Below are 20,897 nucleotides of genomic sequence, written 5' to 3' on the forward strand. Positions count from 1 at the left end.
GCGCGTTGCGCCGGTCCGTCATTCGATGATTTCGGCCGCCGAATCGAGCAGTTCCTGGCTCAGGGTGACGCCCTGGCGCTGGGCGGCAGCGGCGTTGAGATACAGGCTGAGGTTCTCGCTGGTTTCCGGCTTGATATCACCGGGTTTTTCGCCATTGAGCACTCGCAGGACCATGCGCCCGGTCTGCTTGCCATGTTCGAAGTAGTCCAGGCCCAGCGCTGCGATGGCGCCGCGCTTGACGCTGTCGGTGTCGGAGGCGATCAGCGGAGTGCGGGTATCGTTGCCGACCTTGACCAGCGACTCGTAGGCCGAGACCACGTTGTTGTCGGTGTTGGTGTAGATCACGTCGACCTTGCCGACCAGGCTGCGGGCAGCCGAACCAACGTCCACCGAACGCGGCGCAGCGGCTTCTACCAGGGTCATGCCCATGCTCGGCAGCAGTTCCTTGAGGCGCTTGACCACCACAGCCGAGTTGGCCTCGCCCGGGTTGTAGACCATACCGACGCGCTTGGCATCAGGCACGACGCGCTTGATCAGCTCCATCTGCTTGTCCAGTTCGAGCAGATCGGACACGCCGCTGACGTTGCTACCGGAAGCCTCCCAGTTACGCACCAGCTGCGCTTCGACCGGATCGGTCACGGCGCTGAACAGGATCGGCGTGCTGCGGGTGGCGGCGACCAGTGCCTGGGCCGATGGAGTGGCGATGCCGACCACAACGTCCGGGCGGTCGCCGATGAATTTGCGGGCGATCTGCGCGGCGGTGCCGGTATTGCCCTGGGCGCTCTGATATTGCCACTTGAGGTTGTCGCCCTCGCGGTAGCCGCCTTCTTCCAGAGCTGCCTTGATGCCATCGCGTACCGAGTCCAGCGCCGGATGTTCGACGATGGCGGTGACTGCCACGGATTTCTGCTCGGCGGCGATGCCGGCTCCTGAGGCGCCCAGAGCCAGAGCCAGAGCGGCCATGGGCAGCCAGCGATGTTTGGCGATCTGCAGCATTGCTATCTCCTGCCGGGAGGAATGCCCGGGGTATGTTGCGGATGTCGGTAGGCGTGCCCTCGTGGGGCACGCGTAAACGGTTGGCTTACAGCGTCGCGATCTTCTCGCGCTGCTCGACCAGCTTGGCCAGCGCCTGTTCGGCTTCGGCCAGCTTGGCGCGTTCCTTCTCAAGCACCTCGGCCGGCGCCTTGGCGACGAAGCCTTGGTTGGCCAGCTTGCCGCCGACGCGCTGCACTTCGCCCTGCAGACGGACGATCTCCTTGTCCAGGCGCGCCAGTTCGGCGTCCTTGTCGATCAGCCCGGCCATTGGCACCAGCACCTGCATCTCGCCGACCAGGGCGGTGGCGGACATCGGCGCTTCTTCACCGGAGGCCAGCACGCGGACCGATTCGAGCTTGGCCAGCTTGTTCAGCAGTGGCTCGAAGTCGGCCAGGCGGCGCTGATCCTCGGCACTGGCGTTGGCGACGATGATGTCGATGCGCTTGGCCATGGAGATCTTCATCTCGCCACGGATCTGGCGTACGCCGAGCATCAGCTGCTTGACCCATTCGATGTCGCCTTCAGCGGCGGCGTCGATGCGGCTCTCATTGGCCACCGGCCAGGGTTGCAGCATCAGGGTATCGCCCTGTACACCGGCCTGGGCCTTGATGCGCTGCCAGATTTCCTCGGTGATGAACGGCATGAACGGATGAGCCAGACGCAGGATCACTTCCAGCACGCGCACCAGGGTGCGGCGGGTGCCGCGCTGGCGCTCGATGGGCGCGTTCTCGTCCCACAGCACCGGCTTGACCAGTTCCAGGTACCAGGCGCAGTACTGGTCCCAGACGAACTCATAGAGCGCCTGGGTGGCCAGGTCGAAGCGGAAGGCCTCGAGCTGGCGGGTGACTTCGGCTTCGGTGCGCTGCAGCTGGCTGATGATCCAGCGGTCCACAGAGGACAGCTCGACCTCTTCACCACCCACGCCGGTGTCCAGGCCATCGGTGTTCTCGATGACGAAGTTGGCGGCGTTCCACAGCTTGTTGCAGAAGTTGCGATAGCCCTCGACGCGGCCCATGTCGAACTTCACGTCACGGCCGGTAGTGGCCAGCGAGCAGAAGGTGAAGCGCAGGGCATCGGTGCCATAGCTGGCGATGCCTTCGGGGAATTCGGCCCTGGTCTGCTTGGCGATCTTTTCGGCCAGCTTGGGCTGCATCATGCCGCTGGTACGTTTTTCCAGCAGCTCGTCCAGGGTGATGCCGTCGACGATATCCAGCGGGTCGAGCACGTTGCCCTTGGACTTGGACATCTTCTGCCCCTGGCCGTCGCGCACCAGACCGTGCACATAAACGGTCTTGAACGGGATCTGCCCGGTCAGGTGGGTCGACAGCATGATCATCCGGGCAACCCAGAAGAAGATGATGTCGAAGCCGGTGACCAGCACGTCGGTAGGGTGGAAGGTCTTGAGGAAGTCGGTCTGCTCGGGCCAGCCGAGGGTGGAGAAGGTCCACAGGCCGGAGCTGAACCAGGTATCGAGCACGTCTTCGTCCTGGCGCAGGACGGCATCGCCGAGGTTGTGCTTGGCGCGCACTTCCGCTTCGTCGCGGCCGACGTAGACGTTGCCGGCTTCGTCGTACCAGGCCGGGATGCGGTGGCCCCACCACAGCTGACGGCTGATGCACCAGTCCTGGATGTCACGCATCCAGCTGAAGTACATGTTCTCGTACTGCTTGGGCACGAACTGGATTTCACCGTTCTCGACCACGGCGATGGCCTTCTCGGCCAGCGGCTTGGTGGAGACGTACCACTGGTCGGTCAGCCACGGCTCGATGACGGTGCCGGAACGGTCGCCCTTCGGCACTTTCAGTGCGTGATCCTCGATTATCTCCAGCAGGCCGGCGGCCTCGAAGTCTGCGACGATCTGCTTGCGGGCCTCGAAGCGATCCATGCCTGCGTACTTGGCCGGCAGGCTGCCGTCGATGTCGCTGTTGACGCTGCCATCGATGTTGAACACCTGGGCCTTGGCCAGCACGGCGGCGTTCTTGTCGAAGATGTTGAGCAGCGGCAGGTTGTGGCGCTTGCCGACCTCGTAGTCGTTGAAGTCGTGAGCCGGGGTGATCTTCACGCAGCCGGTACCGAACTCGGGGTCGCAGTAGTCGTCGGCGATGATCGGGATACGCCGGCCCACCAGCGGCAGCTCAACGTACTTGCCGATCAGCGCCTTGTAGCGCTCGTCTTCCGGGTGTACGGCCACGGCGGCGTCGCCGAGCATGGTTTCCGGGCGGGTGGTGGCGACGATCAGGTAGTCCTTGCCGTCGGCGGTTCTGTTGCCGTCGGCCAGCGGGTAGCGCAGGTTCCACAGCGAGCCCTTCTCGTCGTGGTTTTCCACTTCGAGGTCGGAGATGGCGGTGTGGAACTTGGTGTCCCAGTTGACCAGGCGCTTGCCGCGGTAGATCAGACCGTCGTTGTGCAGGCGTACGAAGGCTTCTTTAACGGCTTCAGACAGGCCGTCATCCATGGTGAAGCGCTCGCGCGACCAGTCCACCGAACTGCCCAGGCGACGGATCTGCCGGGTGATGGTGCCGCCGGACTGTTCCTTCCATTCCCAGACCTTTTCCAGGAATTTTTCGCGGCCCAGGTCGTGGCGGCCGATGCCCTGTGCAGCCAGCTGGCGTTCCACCACCATCTGCGTGGCGATGCCGGCGTGGTCGGTGCCCGGCTGCCACAGGGTCTTGCGGCCCTGCATGCGGCGGAAGCGGATCAGCGCATCCATGATCGCGTTGTTGAAGCCGTGGCCCATGTGCAGGGTGCCGGTGACGTTCGGCGGCGGGATCATGATGGTGTACGGCTCACCGCTACCTTGCGGGGCGAAGTAGTTGTTCTTCTCCCAAGTCTGGTACCAGTTGGATTCGATGGCGTGCGGCTGGTAGGTCTTGTCCATGCGCGGCGGGACCCTTGTGACGGCTGATCGGAAAAGCCGGCAAGTATACCGGGGATGGAGCTTGCGGCGTAAGGGTTGCGCGTCAGAGGGCGGTGGCGCGCGGATTGACGCCTGTCAGGGTTTGCGCGGCGGCAGCAGGCGCGGCAGGCGTGCTTCCAGGCGACGTTTGAGTTCGGCCTCGATCTGCGGCACGAAGTCGTCGATCACGTCCTGCAGAATCAGTTGCGCAGCTGCCCGTAGTTCAGCACTGAGGTGCTGCAGCTCTCGCGTGCTGTCGTGCAGACGCGGCTCGATCTGCTCACGCAGCTGGCTGGCGGTCTGAGTGGCGGCGGCTGCGGCGGCGCTCGGCCTGGCGACTGGCGTGGTGTGAAAGGGCGGTGGCGGGCCGGGCGGCGCACTGACGATGTCGGACAGCACCGGAATGCTGTCCGGGTCGAGCGAGTCGATCAGCAGTGGTGGCTCGCTGCTGTTGTCGCCCAGCAGCTCGCGAATCGACTCCAGGTCGTGCAGCAGCTGGGCAGGTTTTTGTGGTGGCTTGGGAGTGTCCATGGCGGTCGTGCAGCGGGCAAGGGGCAGAAGTAGCCTGAATTGTGAGCGCCGTGGGCCACTAAAGTTCGACGCGCTGCGGATCATACCCGCGCTGGCGGTAGGTACGGAAATTCTCGCGACAGGCGTTGAGCAATTCGGGTTGCTGGTTGACGATCTCGATGATGCGGGAAAAACGCTCTACATGCGGCGACAGGCTGCTGCCGAGGTTGATCAGCACGCCCTGCTCGGCGCTTGGCGCGTCGTCGACGCCCACCACCACGGGCGACAGCGGTGCCTCCTGATGCAGGTCGTGAGGCACGAAGCGTTCGGCCTTGAAGGTCCACAGCAGCTCGTCGAGTTCACTGCACTGCGCAGCATCGCTACCCCGGACAAACACCGGCATGCCGGCACTCCAGGCCTTGAACGCGAGCTGGCAGGCGGCGCGCAGGCGACCCGTGGTGTCGCTGGAGGAGAGAACGTAGAACTCGATTCTGGGCATTCGGGGTTTCAATAGGTCAGGGAGTGATGGCTGGGTGCTGTAGGAGCGGATTCATCCGCGATAACTCGCGAATTATCGCGGCTGAAGCCGCTCCTACATACGCATGACCCGGCGGCGTCAGACCTTGGCACGGTCCAGCAGGTACTGGGTAAGCAGCGGTACCGGACGACCGGTGCCGCCCTTTTCCTTGCCGCCGCTGATCCAGGCGGTGCCGGCAATGTCCAGGTGCGCCCAGTGGTAGTTCTTGGCGAAGCGTGACAGGAAGCAGCCTGCGGTGATGGTACCGGCCTTCGGCCCGCCGATATTGGCGATGTCGGCAAATGGACTATCAAGCTGTTCCTGGTACTCGTCATGCAGCGGCAACTGCCAGGCGCGGTCATTGGCGGTTTCGCCGGCCTTGAGAATCTGCTTGATCAGTGCGTCGTTGTTGCCCATCAGACCGGAGACATTGCTGCCCAGGGCGACGATGCAGGCGCCGGTGAGGGTGGCGATGTCGATCACCGCCTGCGGCTTGAAGCGCTCGGCGTAGGTCAGGGTATCGCACAGTACCAGACGGCCTTCGGCGTCGGTGTTGAGGATCTCGACGGTCTGCCCGCTCATGGTCGTGACGATGTCACCCGGGCGCGTGGCGCGGCCACTGGGCATGTTTTCGGCGCAGGCCAGCAGGCACACCAGGTTGATCGGCAATTGCAGCTCGAGCACGGCCTTGAGAGTGCCGAACACACTGGCCGCGCCGCACATGTCGTACTTCATCTCATCCATGCCGGCAGCCGGCTTGATGCTGATGCCACCGGTATCGAAGGTGATGCCTTTGCCGACCAGGGCGAAGGGTTTGTCTTCCTTCTTGCCGCCCTGGTAGTGCATGACGATCATCCGTGGCGGCTGCTCGCTGCCCTGGGCCACGGCGAGGAAGGCGCCGGCACCGAGCTCCTTGAGCTTCTTCTCGTCGAGGATCTCGACCTTGAGGTTCTTGTGTGCCTTGCCCAGTGCCTTGGCCTCCTCGGCCAGGTAGCTGGGGTGGCAGAGATTCGGCGGCAGGTTGCCCAGATCCTTGGTGAAAGCGACGCCAGTGGCGATGGCGCGGGCATGCTGCAGGGCACGCTCGGCATCGGCCAGCTCGGCCTTGTCGACGATCAGGGTAATCTTCTTCAATGCGCGCGGGTCGGCCTTCTGGCTCTTGAACTGCTCGAACAGATAGCTGCCATCGGCCAGGGTTTCGGCGATCAGGCGGGTCTTGCCGTAGGTGTCGCGACCCTTGACCTTGAGTTCATTCAGGGCCAGCAACGCGTCGCTGCCGCCCAGCCCCTTGAGCACGCCGTATACGCTTGCTACCAGCTTGCGCAACTGGCGGTCGGACAGGTCGCCCTTGCCGCAGCCTACCAGCAGCACGCGGTCGGCCTTGAGTCCCGGCAGGCTGTGCAGGAGCAGGGTCTGCCCCGCTTTGCCAGCGATGTCGCCGCGCTTGAGTATGGCGCTCAGCGCGCCGCTGCTGGCCTGGTCCACGGCCTTGGCCGCGATGCCGAGCTTGCGGCCCTCGCCAATGGCAACGACCAGGGTCGCGGTTTTCAGGGTTTCCGGGCGGGTGCTTTTGACGAGGAATTCCATGGTGAGCTGTCCCCAAGACAAAGAGTCGGGTTTGACGGATAATGGCCGCCATTTTTCGAGGGTCCACCCTGCGGTGGGCCGGCAAGTAGGTGCGGCTAGTTTGAGCGCTCGCGCCTGAGCCTGACAACCCTGGAGCGTCCGGTTTGATCGTCTTCCGTTATCTGTCCCGCGAAGTGCTGGTGACCCTCAGTGCGGTGAGCGCCGTACTACTGGTGATCATCATGAGCGGTCGTTTCATCAAGTATCTGGCTCAAGCCGCGCAGGGGGTGCTTGATCCCGGTGTGCTGTTTTTGATCATGGGCTACCGGATTCCCGGCTTCCTGCAACTGATCCTGCCGCTGGGGCTGTTCCTTGGTTTTCTGCTGGCATACGGGCGTCTGTATCTGGAAAGCGAAATGACCGTACTGTCGGCCACCGGTGTCAGTCAGCAGCGTCTGACCGCCTACAGCATGGCACCGGCGCTGATCGTCGCGCTGCTGGTCGGCTGGCTGAGCCTAGGCCTGGCGCCGCAAGGTGTGGCCAGCGTGGCGCGCATTCTCAATGAGCAGGATGCCCTGACCGAGCTCGATACCCTGGTGCCGGGGCGCTTTCAGTCGCTGCGCGATGGGTCGCGGGTGACCTATTCGCAGGAACTGTCGGCTGACCGCCACGAGTTGCGTGGCGTGTTCATGTCGGAGAAGCGTTTCTCCAGGGATGGCGGCTCCGAGCGCGGCATCACCGTGCTGGTGGCCGAGAGTGGTCGTCAGGAAATTCAGGAAGACGGCAGCCGCTATCTGATTCTGGAGAACGGCTATCGCTACGACGGCGAGCCGGGCGAGGCGGACTACCGCGCCATCCGGTACGACACCTACGGCGTGCTGCTGCCCAAGCCGGAAGTGGCCATCGAGGCCAGTGAGCGCGAGGCCACGCCGACCCTTGAGCTGTTCGGTAGCAACGATCCGGCCATGCAGGCCGAGCTGCAGTGGCGCCTGTCACTGCCCCTGCTGGTCTTTATCGTCACCTTGCTGGCGGTGCCGCTGTCGAAGGTCAACCCGCGTCAGGGACGTTTCCTCAAGCTGCTGCCGGCAATCTTCCTTTATATGGCCTACCTGGGCCTGCTGATCGCCGCCCGTGGCGCGCTGGACAAGGGGCGTCTGCCCGCTGCGCTGGGGCTGTGGTGGGTGCACGGTGTCTTCCTGGGCGTCGGCCTGTTGCTGTTGTACTGGGAGCGTCTGAGTCTGTGGTGGGCCAGCCGTCGTGTGTCGGAGGTGGCCCATGGCTAAGCTGGATCGCTATATCGGTACCCAGGTGTTCTTCGCCATCCTGGCGGTGCTGGGCATCATCCTCAGTCTGGCGTTGCTGTTCGCCTTCATCGATGAACTGGGTGATCTGAACAAGGGCGACTATGGGCTTGCCCAGGCGCTGTGGTATGTGCTGCTGACTGCGCCGCGCCGTGCCTACGATATGTTGCCGATGGCGGCGCTGATCGGTTGCCTGATTGGCCTAGGCACGCTGGCCAGCAACAGCGAGCTGACCATCATGCGTGCCGCCGGCGTGTCCATCGGGCGCATCGTCTGGGCCGTGATGAAGCCCATGCTGGTGCTGATGCTGGCCGGCATTCTGATCGGCGAATACGTCGCGCCGCTAACCGAGAATCAGGCTCAGGCCGACCGTGCGCTGGCGCAAGGTGGTGGGGCGGCGCAGAGTTCCAAGCGCGGCCTGTGGCATCGTCAGGGGCAGGAGTACGTGCACGTCAACGCCGTGCAGCCGGGTGGTGTTCTGCTTGGGGTCACACGCTATCGTTTCGACGACGAGCGTCGCCTGCTCTCAGCCAGCTTCGCGCGCCGTGCCGAGTACCGTGACAACCACTGGATGCTGAACGACGTGCAGACCACCCTGCTGCATGGCGACCGTTCCGAGGTGGTCAATCAGGATGAGGAACGCTGGGACATCGAGCTCAATCCGGAGCTGCTCGGCACCGTGGTGATGGAGCCCGAGGCGCTTTCAGTGACCGGCCTGTGGCAGTACATCCATTACTTGGGCGAGCAGGGGCTGAACAATGCCCGTTACTGGCTGGCGTTCTGGACCAAAGTGCTGCAGCCGCTGGTCACCGCAGCGCTGGTGCTGATGGCGATTTCCTTCATCTTCGGCCCGCTGCGCTCGGTGACGCTCGGGCAGCGCGTGTTTACCGGCGTACTGGTCGGCTTCATCTTCCGTATCGCCCAGGACCTGCTGGGGCCTTCGAGCATGGTCTTCGGTTTCTCGCCGCTGCTGGCGGTGCTGGTGCCGGCCGGCATTTGCGCGTTGGCGGGTGTCTGGCTGCTACGCCGGGCCGGCTGAGCAGGTTGCTGAAAATGAAAAAGCCGGTTCAATGAACCGGCTTTTTGCATCTGCTCAGCGCTACTTCTTGTGAATGTTCTTGGGTAGCTGCACCACGCGGCTGTCTGAGTAGATGTCGTGCCAGGTACGACCCTGCTTGTCCCACAGCAACCAGAGAAAACCCAGGCCGGCAAACAGCCAGGAGCCGATGGCGACCACGAAGCGCAGCAGAGCCTGCCACAGGTCGATGGCGCTGCCGTCGGCGTTCTGCACGCGCAAGCCCCAGGCCTGCATGCCCAGCGTCTGGCCGTTGTGTGTCCAGAACTTGGCGAAGAAGGCGAACAGCGACAGCAGTGCCAGGCTGGCAAGAACCGGGTCATTATCCAGGGCGCCGGCTTCGGCCATGGCCATCAGTGTCTCGCCACCATGAATCAGGCGCAGAACACCCTGCTGGTAGATCAGGGTGACCACCATGACCAATGCCACACAGAGCAGAAAATCGTAAAAGAGGGCAGCCAGGCGGCGAATCAAGCCGGCAGTGGGGAAGTCTCCCTGCGGGCGTAACAGGTGTTTCGGCATGATGGGCTCGCTGTAACGAAAGTGCGCGCCATTCTAACCGCGACTTTTCCCCAGGCATAAAAAAACCCCTGATCGGGATCAGGGGTTTTTCAAAGCAGCGGCAATCAGCCCAGGATCTGAACCTGGTCGGCCTGCATGCCTTTTTGACCTTGCACAGCGATGAAGCTGACTTTCTGGCCTTCTTTCAGGCTCTTGAAGCCATTACCTTCGATCGCGCGGAAGTGCACGAACAGATCCGGACCGCTTTCGGGAGTGATAAAACCAAAACCTTTCTCGTCGTTAAACCACTTGACGGTACCGTTCTGACGATTCGACATGTCTTTTTCCTTGAAACTAGAGTTGATGACAGCCTCCAAATATAGAGGGCTGAGACTGGTTGCAAGGAGTAATAGAAGTCGAGCGGGATGTAGCGGATCTAGATGATCTGCTGCACCAGAGTCACGATTCACAGCGACCCATGCAAACAGTTCGATCACTCTACGCTAAGTTTTGCGCAATTGCCAACCCCCGCCGGCAAGGTCGCCGGCCAGGTTTTACGGGGCTTGCCGAGGGGCTGGAAAAGTTTCCCGGCCACCTGCTTGCAACAATTGCCCGCATTGTTCCGGTAGAAACGAAAAAGCCCGCAAGACCAATGTCTTGCGGGCTTCGATTCGTGGTGCCCCGGGGGAGACTCGAACTCCCACTCCTTTCGAAAACGGATTTTGAATCCGCCGCGTCTACCGATTCCGCCACCGGGGCACGATGGCGGCGCAGTATAGGGACGCGTCTGGCGCCGGTCAATCGGCGTCAGTGTCGTGAGTGGCTGTCGGTGCGCGCTGGCCTGTCGGAGCGCATCACCACCGGGGAGCCAGCGCAGGCTTGCGTGGTCGGACAAGTGGAAATCCGGTAAGCTTTGCGGCCCTGCAGAAATACCCCCTCCGAATCGAATCATGCGTGTTGCCGATTTCCATTTCGATCTTCCCGAGTCGCTGATCGCCCGTCATCCCCTGGCCGAACGCCGCGCCAGTCGCCTGTTGCAGCTGGACGGCCCGAGTGGCGAGCTGCGCCATGGCCAGTTCACCGATGTTCTGGAGCAACTGCGTCCTGGTGATCTGATGGTGTTCAACAACACCCGGGTGATACCGGCGCGTCTGTTCGGTCAGAAAGCCTCCGGCGGCAAGCTGGAAATACTGGTGGAGCGCGTGCTCGACCAATATCGCGTGCTGGCCCATGTGCGCTCGAGCAAGTCCCCCAAACCGGGTTCGCAGATTCTCATAGAAGGTGGTGGCGAGGCCGAAATGGTCGCGCGTCACGACGCTCTGTTCGAGCTGCAGTTTGCCGAGCCGGTGCTGGGCCTGCTGGAGCGGGTCGGCCATATGCCGTTGCCGCCTTATATAGACAGGCCGGATGACGAGGCCGACCGCGAGCGTTACCAGACCGTCTACGCCGAGAAGGCGGGCGCAGTGGCCGCGCCGACCGCCGGGCTGCATTTCGATGACGAGCTGCTGGAGGCGATCCGCGCCAAAGGCGTGGAAATGGCGTTCGTTACCCTGCACGTTGGTGCCGGTACCTTCCAGCCGGTGCGCGTGGAGCGCATCGAAGACCACCACATGCACAGCGAGTGGCTGGAGGTCGGTCAGGAGGTCGTCGATGCCGTGGCGGCCTGCCGCGCGCGCGGCGGTCGTGTGATCGCCGTCGGTACCACCAGTGTGCGCTCGCTGGAGACGGCGGCGCGCGATGGCGAGTTGAAGCCCTTCAGTGGCGATACCGACATCTTCATCTACCCGGGGCGTCCGTTTCATGTGGTCGACGCCTTGGTCACCAATTTTCACCTGCCCGAGTCGACACTGTTGATGCTGGTGTCGGCCTTTGCCGGTTATCCCGAAACCATGGCGGCCTATCGCGAGGCCGTGGCGCAGGGTTATCGCTTCTTCAGTTACGGTGATGCCATGTTCATCACCCGCAATCCCGCCGCGCGCGGGCCCGAGGTTTGAGTATGTCGCGCACCTGTCGCATGTCCTTCGAGTTGCTGGCCACCGACGGCAAGGCCCGTCGTGGCCGTCTGACCTTCCCGCGTGGTGTGGTCGAGACCCCTGCCTTCATGCCGGTGGGTACCTACGGCACGGTCAAGGGCATGCTGCCCCGCGATGTCGAAGGCATCGGCGCGCAGATCATCCTCGGCAATACCTTCCACCTGTGGTTGCGCCCGGGCATGGAAGTGATCAAGAAGCACGGCGATCTGCACGACTTCATGCAGTGGCAGGGGCCGATCCTCACCGATTCCGGCGGCTTCCAGGTGTTCAGCCTGGGCGCGATGCGCAAGATCAAGGAAGAGGGCGTGTACTTCGCCTCTCCGGTCGACGGCGCCAAGGTGTTCATGGGGCCGGAAGAGTCGATGCAGGTTCAGCGTGACCTGGGCTCGGACATCGTGATGATCTTCGACGAGTGCACGCCCTATCCGGCCGAGTTCGACGTGGCCAAGCGATCCATGGAGCTGTCGCTGCGCTGGGCCAAACGTTCCAAGGCCGCTCACGGTGAAAGTACCGCGGCGCTGTTCGGCATCGTCCAGGGCGGCATGCACGAAGAGCTGCGCATGCGCTCGCTGGAAGGACTGTGCGAGATCGGCTTCGACGGCCTGGCCATCGGCGGTCTTTCGGTAGGTGAGCCGAAGGAGGAGATGATCCGCGTGCTGGACTTCCTGCCGCCGCAGATGCCGGCCGACAAGCCGCGCTACCTGATGGGCGTCGGCAAGCCGGAAGACCTGGTCGAGGGCGTGCGCCGCGGTGTGGACATGTTCGACTGCGTGATGCCGACGCGTAACGCGCGCAACGGCCACCTGTTCGTCGATACCGGGGTAGTGAAGATCCGCAACGCCGTGCACAAGCTCGACGATTCGCCGCTGGATCCGACCTGCGACTGTTACACCTGCAAACATTTCTCGCGCGCTTATCTGCATCATCTGGACAAGTGCGGCGAAATGCTCGGTAGCATGCTCAATACCATCCATAACTTGCGGCATTATCAGCAGGTTATGGCTGGTTTGCGCGAGGCTATCGGACAGGGTACATTGGCCGCCTTTGTCGAAACCTTCTATGCCAAACGCGGCCTGCCTGTGCCGCCTCTGGACTGATTTCCCGAACGTTCAAGATCCTTTCCATTAGGAGTGTTACATGAGCTTTTTCATTCCCGCCGCCTACGCTGACACCGCGGCTGCCGGCCCTGCCGGCAGCGGTTTCGAGTGGGTTTTCCTGATTGGCTTTTTGGTCATCTTCTATCTGATGATCTGGCGTCCGCAGGCCAAGCGTGCCAAGGAGCACAAGAACCTGCTCGGCAGCCTGCAGAAGGGCGACGAAGTGGTCACCAGCGGTGGTATCGCTGGCAAGGTGTCCAAGGTTACTGACGATTTCGTGGTGATCGAGGTGTCTGACACCGTCGAGCTGAAATTCCAGAAACAGGCCATCGCCGCCACGCTGCCCAAGGGCACGCTGAAAGCCATCTGATTCGGTTCTTAGTTTCCATTCGACGGGGCGCTTTTAGCGCCCCGCGTCATAAGCGGGCGGCTCGTTCATGCTCAATAAATATCCTCTGTGGAAGTACCTGCTGATTCTGTCCGTACTGGCGATCGGTCTGGTCTATTCCATTCCCAACCTCTATCCAGATGACCCTGCCGTGCAAATCAGTGGTGCCAGTTCGGCGCTGAGCATCGAGCAGGCGGATGTAGACCGTGCCGGCAAGGCGCTGACCGATGCCGGGATTCAGGTCAAGGCTGTCAGCATCGACGAGCGTGGTCGTGGTGCCCTGATTCGTCTGACCAGGCAGGATGACCAGTTGCCGGCCAAGGACATCGTCCGCCGGGCGCTGGGCGACGACTACGTTGTGGCGCTGAACCTGGCGCAAACCACTCCCGACTGGCTGCGCAGTCTGGGTGCCAGCCCGATGAAGCTTGGTCTGGACCTGTCCGGCGGGGTGCACTTCCTGCTGGAAGTCGACATGGACAAGGCGCTGGATGTACGCCGCAAGGTCTATGAAGGTGAAATCAAGAGCCTGCTGCGCAAGGAGCGCGTGCGCTACCGCAGCATGCCGGAAAGCAACGGTCGCATTCAGCTCGGCTTTGCCGACAGCGAAACGCTGGACAAGGCTCAGCGCCTGATCCGCAAGGATTACAGTGATTTCGAGCTGACCACCGTCGAGCGTAATGGTCAGCAGGTGCTGCAACTTGGGCTGACCCAGGCGAAGATCGCCGAGATCCGCGAATACTCCATCCGCCAGAACCTCACCACCGTACGTAACCGCGTCAACGAACTCGGCGTGGCCGAGCCGCTGGTGCAACGTCAGGGCGCCAATCGTATCGTGGTCGAGCTGCCGGGGGTGCAGGACACCGCTGAAGCCAAGCGTATCCTGGGCAAGACCGCCAACCTCGAATTTCGTCTGCAGGCTGATTTCGATGCGCCGCGCGGTGCCACCGAGGCCTTTGGTTTTCGCGAGGAAGGCCGCCCGCCAGTACAGCTCGAGCGTGAACTGATCATCACTGGTGACCAGGTCACCGATGCCCAGGCGAGCTTCGACGAGAACGGGCGTCCGCAGGTGAACATCCGCCTCGACGGTCATGGCGGCGATCTGATGAATCGCGCCACGCGCAACAATGTCGGTCGCAGCATGGCGGTGATCTTCATCGAGCAGAAACCTGTCACCCGCTACGTGCGCCAGACTGTCGACGGTGTCGAGCAGGATGTGGCTGTGTCTTCGTTCGTCGAAGAGAAGAAGATCATCAGCCTGGCAACCATTCAATCGGCGCTGGGCAGCCAGTTCCGCATCACCGGCCTGAACGGCCAGGGCGAGTCTTCCGAGTTGGCGCTGCTGCTGCGCGCCGGTGGTCTGGCCGCGCCCATGTACTTCGCCGAGGAACGCACCATCGGTCCGAGCCTGGGGGCGGAGAACATCGCCAAGGGTATCGAGTCGACCGAATGGGCGATGGTGTTCGTGGCCATCTTCATGGTCATCATCTATCGCTTCTTCGGCGTGCTGGCTACCGTGGCGCTGGCGTTCAATCTGGTGCTGCTGGTGGGACTGATGTCGGCCATCGGCGCCACGCTGACCCTGCCGGGTATCGCCGGTATCGTGCTGACGCTGGGCATGGCGGTCGACGCCAACGTACTGATCTTCTCGCGGATACGCGAGGAGCTGGCCAATGGGTTGCCGGTGCAGCGGGCGATACACGAAGGTTTCGATCGTGCCTATACGGCGATTCTCGACAGTAACCTGACCACCTTGCTGGTTGGCGGCATTCTGTTCGCCATGGGCACCGGCCCGGTCAAGGGCTTCGCGGTGACGCTGTCGTTGGGGATCGTAACTTCGATGTTCACAGCCATCATGTTCACCCGAGGTCTGGTCAACCTGATCTTCGGTGGTCGCAACGTCAAGAAGCTGTGGATCTGAGGTGCAGCCATGATCAAGTCAACCATTCGTTTCATGGCGATCCGCAACATCGCCTTTTCTATCACGGTCGTGCTGACGCTGATCGGCCTGGGTGCCTTGTTTACCAAGGGACTGAACTTCGGCCTGGACTTCACTGGCGGTACCCTGATCGAGCTGCAGTACGAGCAGCCGGCCAATCTCGATCTGATCAAGACCGAGCTGGGTCAGGCAGGTTATGCCGATGCCGTGGTGCAGAGCTTCGGTGCCAGTACCGACGTGCTGGTGCGCCTGGCTGGCGATGACCCGGACTTGGGCAAGCAGGTCGCGGCTGCGCTGCGCAAGGTCGATGAAGCGACGCGCTTCGAGGTCAAGCGCGTCGAGTTCGTCGGGCCGCAAGTAGGTGAGGAACTGCGTGACCAGGGCGGTATTGCCATGCTCCTGGCGCTTGGCGGCATCCTGTTGTACCTGGCGTTCCGCTTCCAATGGAAGTTCGGTGTCGGTGCCATCGCGTCGCTGGTGCACGACGTGGTGATCACGCTGGGCGTGCTGGCATTCTTCCGGGTTCCGTTCGACCTGACGGTGCTGGCGGCGGTGCTGGCGATGATCGGTTACTCGCTCAACGACACCATCATCATCTATGACCGTATCCGCGAGAACTTCCGCGTGCTGCGCAAGACTTCGCTGATCGAGAATATCGACATCTCGATCACTCAAACCTTGCTGCGGACAATTGCCACATCGCTCTCCACCGCTCTGGCGCTGCTGGCGCTGCTGTTCTTCGGTGGCGACGTACTGGCCGCCTTCGCCCTGACCCTGCTGGTCGGTGTGGTGGTGGGTACCTACTCGTCGGTGTACATCGGTGCCACGATGCTGGTGTGGCTGAAACTCAGCGTGGAGGATCTGATTCCTCCGGTGGCTGATGAACAGGCAGACGACGGTCGCCCCTGATGTTGTGACCTGCTTCATGAAAGTCAGCGAAAGCCGCGGCAAGTCGAACTTGTCGCGGCTTTTTGCTGTCCCAGGCAGGGAGAAGGGCGCGAGTCGCCGAGCCTAGGAGACACAGAAAATGAACAAGTCGATGTTGGTAGGTGCCGTACTGGGTGCTGTAGGTGTGACCGCTGGTGGTGCCGTGGCTACTTACAGCCTGGTTGATCGCGGCCCGGACTATGCCGAGGTGCTGGCGGTAACGCCGGTCAACGAAACCGTGAAAACGCCGCGGGAAGAGTGCAAGGACGTGACCGTCACCCGTCAGCGTCCGGTTCAGGACCAGCACCAGATTGCCGGTACTGCCATCGGCGCCATTGCCGGAGGTCTGCTGGGCAATCAGGTCGGTGGCGGCACCGGCAAGAAGATCGCGACGGTTGCAGGTGCGGTCGGCGGCGGTTATGCCGGCAACAAGATTCAGGAAGGCATGCAGCAGCGTGATACCTACACCACCACCGAAACCCGCTGCAATACCGTGACTGATACCAGCGAGAAGCTGGTGGGCTACGACGTGAAGTATCAGTTAGGTGAGAAGGTCGGCACCGTGCGCATGGACCGCGACCCGGGCGACCGTATTCCGGTCAACAAGCAGGGCGAATTGGTGCTGGTGCAGCAGGCCCAGTAACTATCGCGAGCAATAAAAAACGCCCCTCGGGGCGTTTTTTATTGCATCGATGGACGCTCAGCGCTTCATCGACGGCGCCAGGTGTGGCTGGATGGCAGTCAGCACGGCTTTGAAGCACTTGGTGTTGCCGGCAACGATCTGGCCTTTCTCGAGGAATTCATGGCCGCCGCTGAAGTCGCTGACCAGGCCGCCTGCTTCCTGAATCAGCAGGGCGCCTGCAGCCATGTCCCACTCGGACAGGCCGAACTCCCAGAAGGCGTCGAAACGGCCGGCGGCAACGTACGCCAGGTCCAGGCTCGCAGCGCCTGCACGGCGAATGCCTGCGGTCTGGCCGGTCAGGCTGCGGAACATGTTCAGGTAGTTGTCCAGGTGCTCGATCTGGCCATCACGGAACGGGAAACCGGTGCCGAGCAGGGCGCCTTCGAGGCTCTTGCGATTGCTGACGCGCAGGCGGCGGCCGTTCAGGGCGGCGCCACGACCGCGGCTGGCAGTGAATTCTTCCTGGCGAACCGGGTCGAGGACGATGGCGTGCTCGAGGCGGCCGCGGTATTTGCAGGCGATGCTGATGGCGAAATGCGGTACGCCGCGAATGAAGTTGGTGGTGCCGTCCAGCGGGTCGATGATCCACTGATAGTCAGCGCCTTCGCCGCTGCCTTCCAGCACGCCGCCTTCCTCGCCCAGAAAGCTGTGGTTCGGGTAGGCCTTGCGAATGGCCTGGACGATCATCAGCTCGGCGGCCTTGTCGACCTCGGTGACGTAATCCTTGGCATCCTTCTCGTCGACCGAGATGACATCCAGGCGCTCGATGGAGCGAAAGATCATTTCACCGGCGCTGCGAGCGGCGCGCAGGGCGATATTCAGCATGGGCTGCATGGGAGGTTCACCTGGGGCGTTAAAGAAAGCCGGCCATGTTAGCAGAAAACCGTTATTGATGAAGTGCCGTCTGTACCCTGCATGGCAATCATGCAAGGGCTTGGGTAAGATCGTTGCCCCCTAATCGTTTCTGAGAGTGTCTGCGTTGCTGGACAATATTCGCGTCGTTCTGGTGGGTACCAGTCATCCGGGCAATATCGGTGGCGCTGCGCGGGCGATGAAAAACATGGGGTTGTCACGTCTGGTGCTGGTGGCTCCCGAGGACTTCCCCAGCGGGGATGCCGTTGCACGTGCCTCCGGCGCCACTGATGTGCTGGACGCCGCGCGGGTGGTCGACACGCTGGAAGAGGCGCTGGTTGGCTGCACGCTGGTCATTGGTACCAGTGCGCGGGATCGGCGCATTCCCTGGCCGCTGCTTGATCCTCGAGAGTGCGGTGTGACCAGTTGTGAGCAGGCTGCTGCTGGCGGCGAGGTGGCGTTGGTATTCGGCCGTGAATATGCCGGCCTGACCAACGAGGAACTGCAGCGATGTCAGTATCATGTGCATATCCCGTCCAATCCGGAGTTCAGCTCACTGAACCTGGCTGCGGCGGTGCAGGTGCTGGCCTACGAGGTGCGCATGGCCTGGCTGACAGCGCAGAATCTGCCGAGCAAGGTGGAGAAGCTGGAAACCACGGCGATGCACAGCTCCCAGGCGGCGACGGCGGATGAGCTCGAGTCTTTCTACGGCCATTTGCGTCGCGTGTTGGTGATGATCGGTTTTCTCGATCCGCAGAAGCCTCGTCACCTGATGACCCGCTTGCGTCGCCTTTACGGGCGCAGTGCGGTGAGCAAGCTGGAAATGAATATCCTGCGCGGCATCCTTACCGAGACGGAGAAGGCCGTGCGTGGAGAGCCTCACAAGCAGGGGAAATCTGATGTTTGAGCGCATGCGAGAAGATATCCAGAGCGTTTTTCACCGTGATCCGGCGGCGCGCAATGCCTTCGAAGTGGTGACCTGCTACCCGGGGCTGCATGCGGTCTGGCTGCATCGTGTGGCGCACGCTCTGTGGAGCTCCGGATGGAAGTGGCTGGCGCGCGTGGTGTCCAATTTCGGGCGCTGGCTGACGGGGATCGAGATCCACCCCGGGGCCAAGATCGGGCGACGTTTTTTCATCGATCACGGCATGGGCATTGTCATCGGTGAGACCGCCGAGATCGGCAATGACGTGACGCTGTATCAGGGCGTGACTCTTGGCGGCACAAGCTGGAACAAGGGCAAGCGTCACCCGACGCTGGAGGACGGCGTCGTGGTTGGTGCCGGTGCCAAGGTGCTGGGGCCGTTCACTGTCGGCGCCGGCGCCAAGATCGGCTCCAATGCGGTGGTGACCAAGGCGGTGCCGGCTGGTGCGACCGCGGTCGGTATTCCCGGCAAGATCATCGTCAAGTCCGATGACGAGCAGGAGGCCAAGCGTCAGGCCATGGCCGAGAAGATCGGTTTCGATGCCTATGGCGTCGGTCAGGACATGCCGGACCCGGTCGCGCGTGCCATTGGTCAGTTGCTTGATCATCTGCACGCGGTCGACGGTCGCCTGGAGGGCATGTGCAAGGCTCTGACCGCATTGGGCAGCGACTATTGCGCGAAGGATCTGCCGACCCTGCGCGACGAGGATTTCGCTGACGTGTGCAAGGATCAGCAGCCGGGCGACAAGCCTGCTGCCTGATGCGCGCGGAGGCGGCGTTTGCTATCATGCCGCCTCGTTTCGCGGTCAATCCCGAGTAAATCAATAGGTCTTATAGTTGACTTAAATACTCGGGAATCGCATACTTCGCCGCAATTCAGTGATTCGTGGTAGAGCCATGCGACTGACCACCAAAGGCCGTTACGCCGTTACCGCCATGCTCGATCTGGCGCTGCACGCGCAGCATGGCCCCGTTTCCCTGGCCGATATTTCCGAGCGGCAGGGCATCTCCCTGTCCTATCTCGAGCAGCTGTTCGCCAAGCTGCGCCGCGGCAATCTGGTTTCCAGTGTGCGCGGACCGGGCGGCGGCTATCAGCTGTCGCGTGACATGCGCGGCATTCAGGTGGCTCAGGTGATCGACGCGGTCAATGAATCCGTGGATGCCACCCGTTGCCAGGGGCAGGGCGACTGCCACTCCGGTGACACCTGTCTGACCCATCATCTGTGGTGCGATCTCAGTCAGCAAATTCATGAGTTCCTCAGTGGCATCAGTCTGGCCGATCTGGTCGTGCGCCGTGAGGTTCAAGAGGTCGCGTTGCGCCAGGATCAGCGTCGCTGCTCCGGCAGGGGCGCTGCGCCGCATTTGGATAAGATTGAAGCGTCTGCCATCGAGTGAGCAGGGCGTTTGCCTGATAGGAGAAACCCAATGAAATTGCCCATTTACCTCGACTACTCCGCCACAACGCCGGTTGATCCGCGTGTCGCGCAGAAGATGAGCGAATGCCTGCTGGTCGACGGTAACTTCGGCAACCCGGCTTCGCGCTCGCACGTATTTGGCTGGAAAGCCGAAGAAGCAGTGGAGAATGCTCGTCGTCAGGTCGCCGAGCTGGTCAATGCCGACCCCCGCGAGATCGTCTGGACCAGTGGTGCCACCGAGTCCGACAACCTCGCAATCAAGGGCACGGCGCATTTCTATGCCAGCAAGGGCAAGCACATCATCACCTCGAAGATCGAGCACAAGGCGGTACTGGATACCACTCGCCAGCTCGAGCGCGAAGGTTTCGAAGTGACCTATCTGGAGCCGGGCGAAGATGGCCTCATCACGCCGGCCATGGTCGAAGCCGCACTGCGTGAGGACACCATTCTGGTGTCGGTCATGCACGTCAACAACGAAATCGGCACCATCAACGACATCGCTGCCATCGGCGAGCTGACCCGTTCCCGCGGCGTGTTGCTGCATGTCGACGCGGCACAGGCCACCGGCAAGGTCGAGATCGATCTGGAGAAGATGAAGGTCGATCTGATGTCTTTCTCCGCGCACAAGACTTACGGCCCCAAAGGTGTTGGTGCCCTTTACGTGCGTCGCAAGCCGCGTGTGCGTCTGGAAGCGCAAACCCACGGTGGTGGTCACGAGCGCGGCATGCGTTCGGGCACCCTGGCCACTCACCAGTGCGTCGGCATGGGCGAGGCCTTCCGCATCGCCAAGGAAGAAATGGCCGCCGAGAACCAGCGTATCGCTGCTCTGCGTGACCGTTTCTACCGCCAGTTGGAGAGCATGGAAGAGCTGTACGTCAACGGCAGCCTGACTGCCCGCGTGCCGCACAACCTCAACCTGAGTTTCAACTACGTCGAGGGCGAGTCGCTGATCATGGCGCTCAAGGACCTCGCCGTGTCGTCCGGTTCGGCCTGCACCTCGGCTTCCCTGGAGCCGTCCTACGTGCTGCGCGCCCTTGGGCGCAACGATGAACTGGCTCATAGCTCGATTCGCTTCACCTTCGGTCGCTTCACCACCGAAGAAGAGGTCGACTACGCCGCTGCCAAGGTCCGCGAAGCCGTGGACAAGCTGCGCGAACTGTCGCCCCTGTGGGATATGTTCAAAGAGGGTGTCGACCTTTCCTCCGTGGAATGGGCAGCACACTGATAGCTGCCTGAAGAGCG

General features: G+C 62.3%; 20 protein-coding genes and 1 tRNA gene. 12 read left to right on the forward strand and 9 right to left on the reverse strand.

What is annotated here, in order from left to right; translation table 11 throughout:
• Window positions 1–18: 18 nt before the first annotated feature.
• From OEG79_RS04970 to OEG79_RS04990, 5 genes are all read right to left on the reverse strand, one after another.
• Window positions 19–996: an ABC transporter substrate-binding protein gene (locus OEG79_RS04970; protein WP_264147707.1), complete on the reverse strand. Its 978-nt coding sequence runs from the start codon at window positions 994–996 to the stop codon at window positions 19–21.
• A gap of 85 nt (window positions 997–1,081) precedes the next feature.
• The gene (locus OEG79_RS04975) at window positions 1,082–3,913 is read right to left on the reverse strand and encodes a valine--tRNA ligase (RefSeq protein WP_264147708.1); all 2,832 of its coding nucleotides are present in this window, start codon (window positions 3,911–3,913) and stop codon (window positions 1,082–1,084) included.
• A gap of 114 nt (window positions 3,914–4,027) precedes the next feature.
• Window positions 4,028–4,462, reverse strand: coding sequence for a DNA polymerase III subunit chi (locus tag OEG79_RS04980; RefSeq protein ID WP_264147709.1), 435 nt, complete (start codon window positions 4,460–4,462; stop codon window positions 4,028–4,030).
• 58 nt (window positions 4,463–4,520) lie between these two features.
• Window positions 4,521–4,940 (reverse strand): DNA polymerase III subunit chi, encoded by a 420-nt coding sequence (locus tag OEG79_RS04985; protein WP_264147710.1) that lies wholly within the window; start codon window positions 4,938–4,940, stop codon window positions 4,521–4,523.
• Between the two features lie 117 nt (window positions 4,941–5,057).
• On the reverse strand, window positions 5,058–6,545 hold the full coding sequence (locus tag OEG79_RS04990) for a leucyl aminopeptidase (protein WP_264147711.1): 1,488 nt from the start codon (window positions 6,543–6,545) through the stop codon (window positions 5,058–5,060).
• 143 nt (window positions 6,546–6,688) lie between these two features.
• On the opposite strand from OEG79_RS04990, the gene lptF reads away from it, so the two are divergent.
• Together lptF and lptG are read left to right on the forward strand one after the other, a co-directional pair.
• On the forward strand, window positions 6,689–7,807 hold the full coding sequence (gene lptF, locus OEG79_RS04995) for an LPS export ABC transporter permease LptF (protein ID WP_264147712.1): 1,119 nt from the start codon (window positions 6,689–6,691) through the stop codon (window positions 7,805–7,807).
• Window positions 7,800–8,864 (forward strand): LPS export ABC transporter permease LptG, encoded by a 1,065-nt coding sequence (gene lptG, locus OEG79_RS05000; protein ID WP_264147713.1) that lies wholly within the window; start codon window positions 7,800–7,802, stop codon window positions 8,862–8,864. The genes lptF and lptG overlap by 8 nt, the downstream gene beginning before the upstream one ends.
• Window positions 8,865–8,924: 60 nt before the next feature.
• Here the strand turns inward: lptG and OEG79_RS05005 are convergent, their stop codons facing one another.
• From OEG79_RS05005 to OEG79_RS05015, 3 genes are all read right to left on the reverse strand, one after another.
• Window positions 8,925–9,422 carry an RDD family protein gene (locus OEG79_RS05005; RefSeq protein ID WP_264147714.1) on the reverse strand — a complete coding sequence of 166 codons (498 nt, stop codon included), beginning with the start codon at window positions 9,420–9,422 and terminating at the stop codon, window positions 8,925–8,927.
• Between the two features lie 104 nt (window positions 9,423–9,526).
• Window positions 9,527–9,739: a cold-shock protein gene (locus OEG79_RS05010; protein ID WP_003246255.1), complete on the reverse strand. Its 213-nt coding sequence runs from the start codon at window positions 9,737–9,739 to the stop codon at window positions 9,527–9,529.
• Window positions 9,740–10,075: 336 nt separating this feature from the next.
• A tRNA-Leu gene (locus OEG79_RS05015) sits at window positions 10,076–10,160 on the reverse strand.
• Window positions 10,161–10,351: 191 nt separating this feature from the next.
• On the opposite strand from OEG79_RS05015, the gene queA reads away from it, so the two are divergent.
• The 6 genes from queA (at window position 10,352) to OEG79_RS05045 (ending at window position 16,425) form a co-directional block, all read left to right on the forward strand.
• The gene (gene queA / locus OEG79_RS05020) at window positions 10,352–11,395 is read left to right on the forward strand and encodes a tRNA preQ1(34) S-adenosylmethionine ribosyltransferase-isomerase QueA (protein WP_264147715.1); all 1,044 of its coding nucleotides are present in this window, start codon (window positions 10,352–10,354) and stop codon (window positions 11,393–11,395) included.
• A gap of 20 nt (window positions 11,396–11,415) precedes the next feature.
• Window positions 11,416–12,531 (forward strand): tRNA guanosine(34) transglycosylase Tgt, encoded by a 1,116-nt coding sequence (gene tgt, locus OEG79_RS05025; protein ID WP_264148672.1) that lies wholly within the window; start codon window positions 11,416–11,418, stop codon window positions 12,529–12,531.
• Between the two features lie 40 nt (window positions 12,532–12,571).
• Window positions 12,572–12,901 (forward strand): preprotein translocase subunit YajC, encoded by a 330-nt coding sequence (yajC, locus tag OEG79_RS05030; RefSeq protein WP_024309267.1) that lies wholly within the window; start codon window positions 12,572–12,574, stop codon window positions 12,899–12,901.
• Between the two features lie 67 nt (window positions 12,902–12,968).
• Window positions 12,969–14,837, forward strand: a complete 1,869-nt coding sequence (secD, locus tag OEG79_RS05035) for a protein translocase subunit SecD (protein ID WP_264147716.1) — start codon at window positions 12,969–12,971, stop codon at window positions 14,835–14,837.
• A gap of 12 nt (window positions 14,838–14,849) precedes the next feature.
• Window positions 14,850–15,764: a protein translocase subunit SecF gene (gene secF / locus OEG79_RS05040; RefSeq protein ID WP_264148673.1), complete on the forward strand. Its 915-nt coding sequence runs from the start codon at window positions 14,850–14,852 to the stop codon at window positions 15,762–15,764.
• Between the two features lie 118 nt (window positions 15,765–15,882).
• Window positions 15,883–16,425: a glycine zipper 2TM domain-containing protein gene (locus tag OEG79_RS05045; protein WP_264147717.1), complete on the forward strand. Its 543-nt coding sequence runs from the start codon at window positions 15,883–15,885 to the stop codon at window positions 16,423–16,425.
• Between the two features lie 57 nt (window positions 16,426–16,482).
• On the opposite strand, the gene suhB is transcribed toward OEG79_RS05045, so the two are convergent.
• The gene (gene suhB, locus OEG79_RS05050) at window positions 16,483–17,298 is read right to left on the reverse strand and encodes an inositol-phosphate phosphatase (RefSeq protein ID WP_264147718.1); all 816 of its coding nucleotides are present in this window, start codon (window positions 17,296–17,298) and stop codon (window positions 16,483–16,485) included.
• 145 nt (window positions 17,299–17,443) lie between these two features.
• On the opposite strand from suhB, the gene trmJ reads away from it, so the two are divergent.
• The 4 genes from trmJ to OEG79_RS05070 all read left to right on the forward strand — a co-directional run bounded on the left by trmJ (window position 17,444) and on the right by OEG79_RS05070 (window position 20,880).
• Entirely contained in the window at window positions 17,444–18,223 is a 780-nt protein-coding gene (trmJ, locus tag OEG79_RS05055; RefSeq protein ID WP_264148674.1) for a tRNA (cytosine(32)/uridine(32)-2'-O)-methyltransferase TrmJ, read from the forward strand.
• Window positions 18,216–19,001, forward strand: a complete 786-nt coding sequence (gene cysE, locus OEG79_RS05060; protein WP_264147719.1) for a serine O-acetyltransferase — start codon at window positions 18,216–18,218, stop codon at window positions 18,999–19,001. Before trmJ ends, cysE begins: the two co-directional genes overlap by 8 nt.
• Window positions 19,002–19,137: 136 nt before the next feature.
• Window positions 19,138–19,635, forward strand: a complete 498-nt coding sequence (iscR, locus tag OEG79_RS05065) for a Fe-S cluster assembly transcriptional regulator IscR (protein ID WP_264147720.1) — start codon at window positions 19,138–19,140, stop codon at window positions 19,633–19,635.
• 30 nt (window positions 19,636–19,665) lie between these two features.
• Window positions 19,666–20,880 carry an IscS subfamily cysteine desulfurase gene (locus OEG79_RS05070; protein ID WP_264147721.1) on the forward strand — a complete coding sequence of 405 codons (1,215 nt, stop codon included), beginning with the start codon at window positions 19,666–19,668 and terminating at the stop codon, window positions 20,878–20,880.
• The last annotated feature ends 17 nt before the right edge of the window (window positions 20,881–20,897 follow it).

The organism is Pseudomonas sp. Z8(2022) (genome assembly GCF_025837155.1).
Lineage (GTDB): Bacteria > Pseudomonadota > Gammaproteobacteria > Pseudomonadales > Pseudomonadaceae > Aquipseudomonas.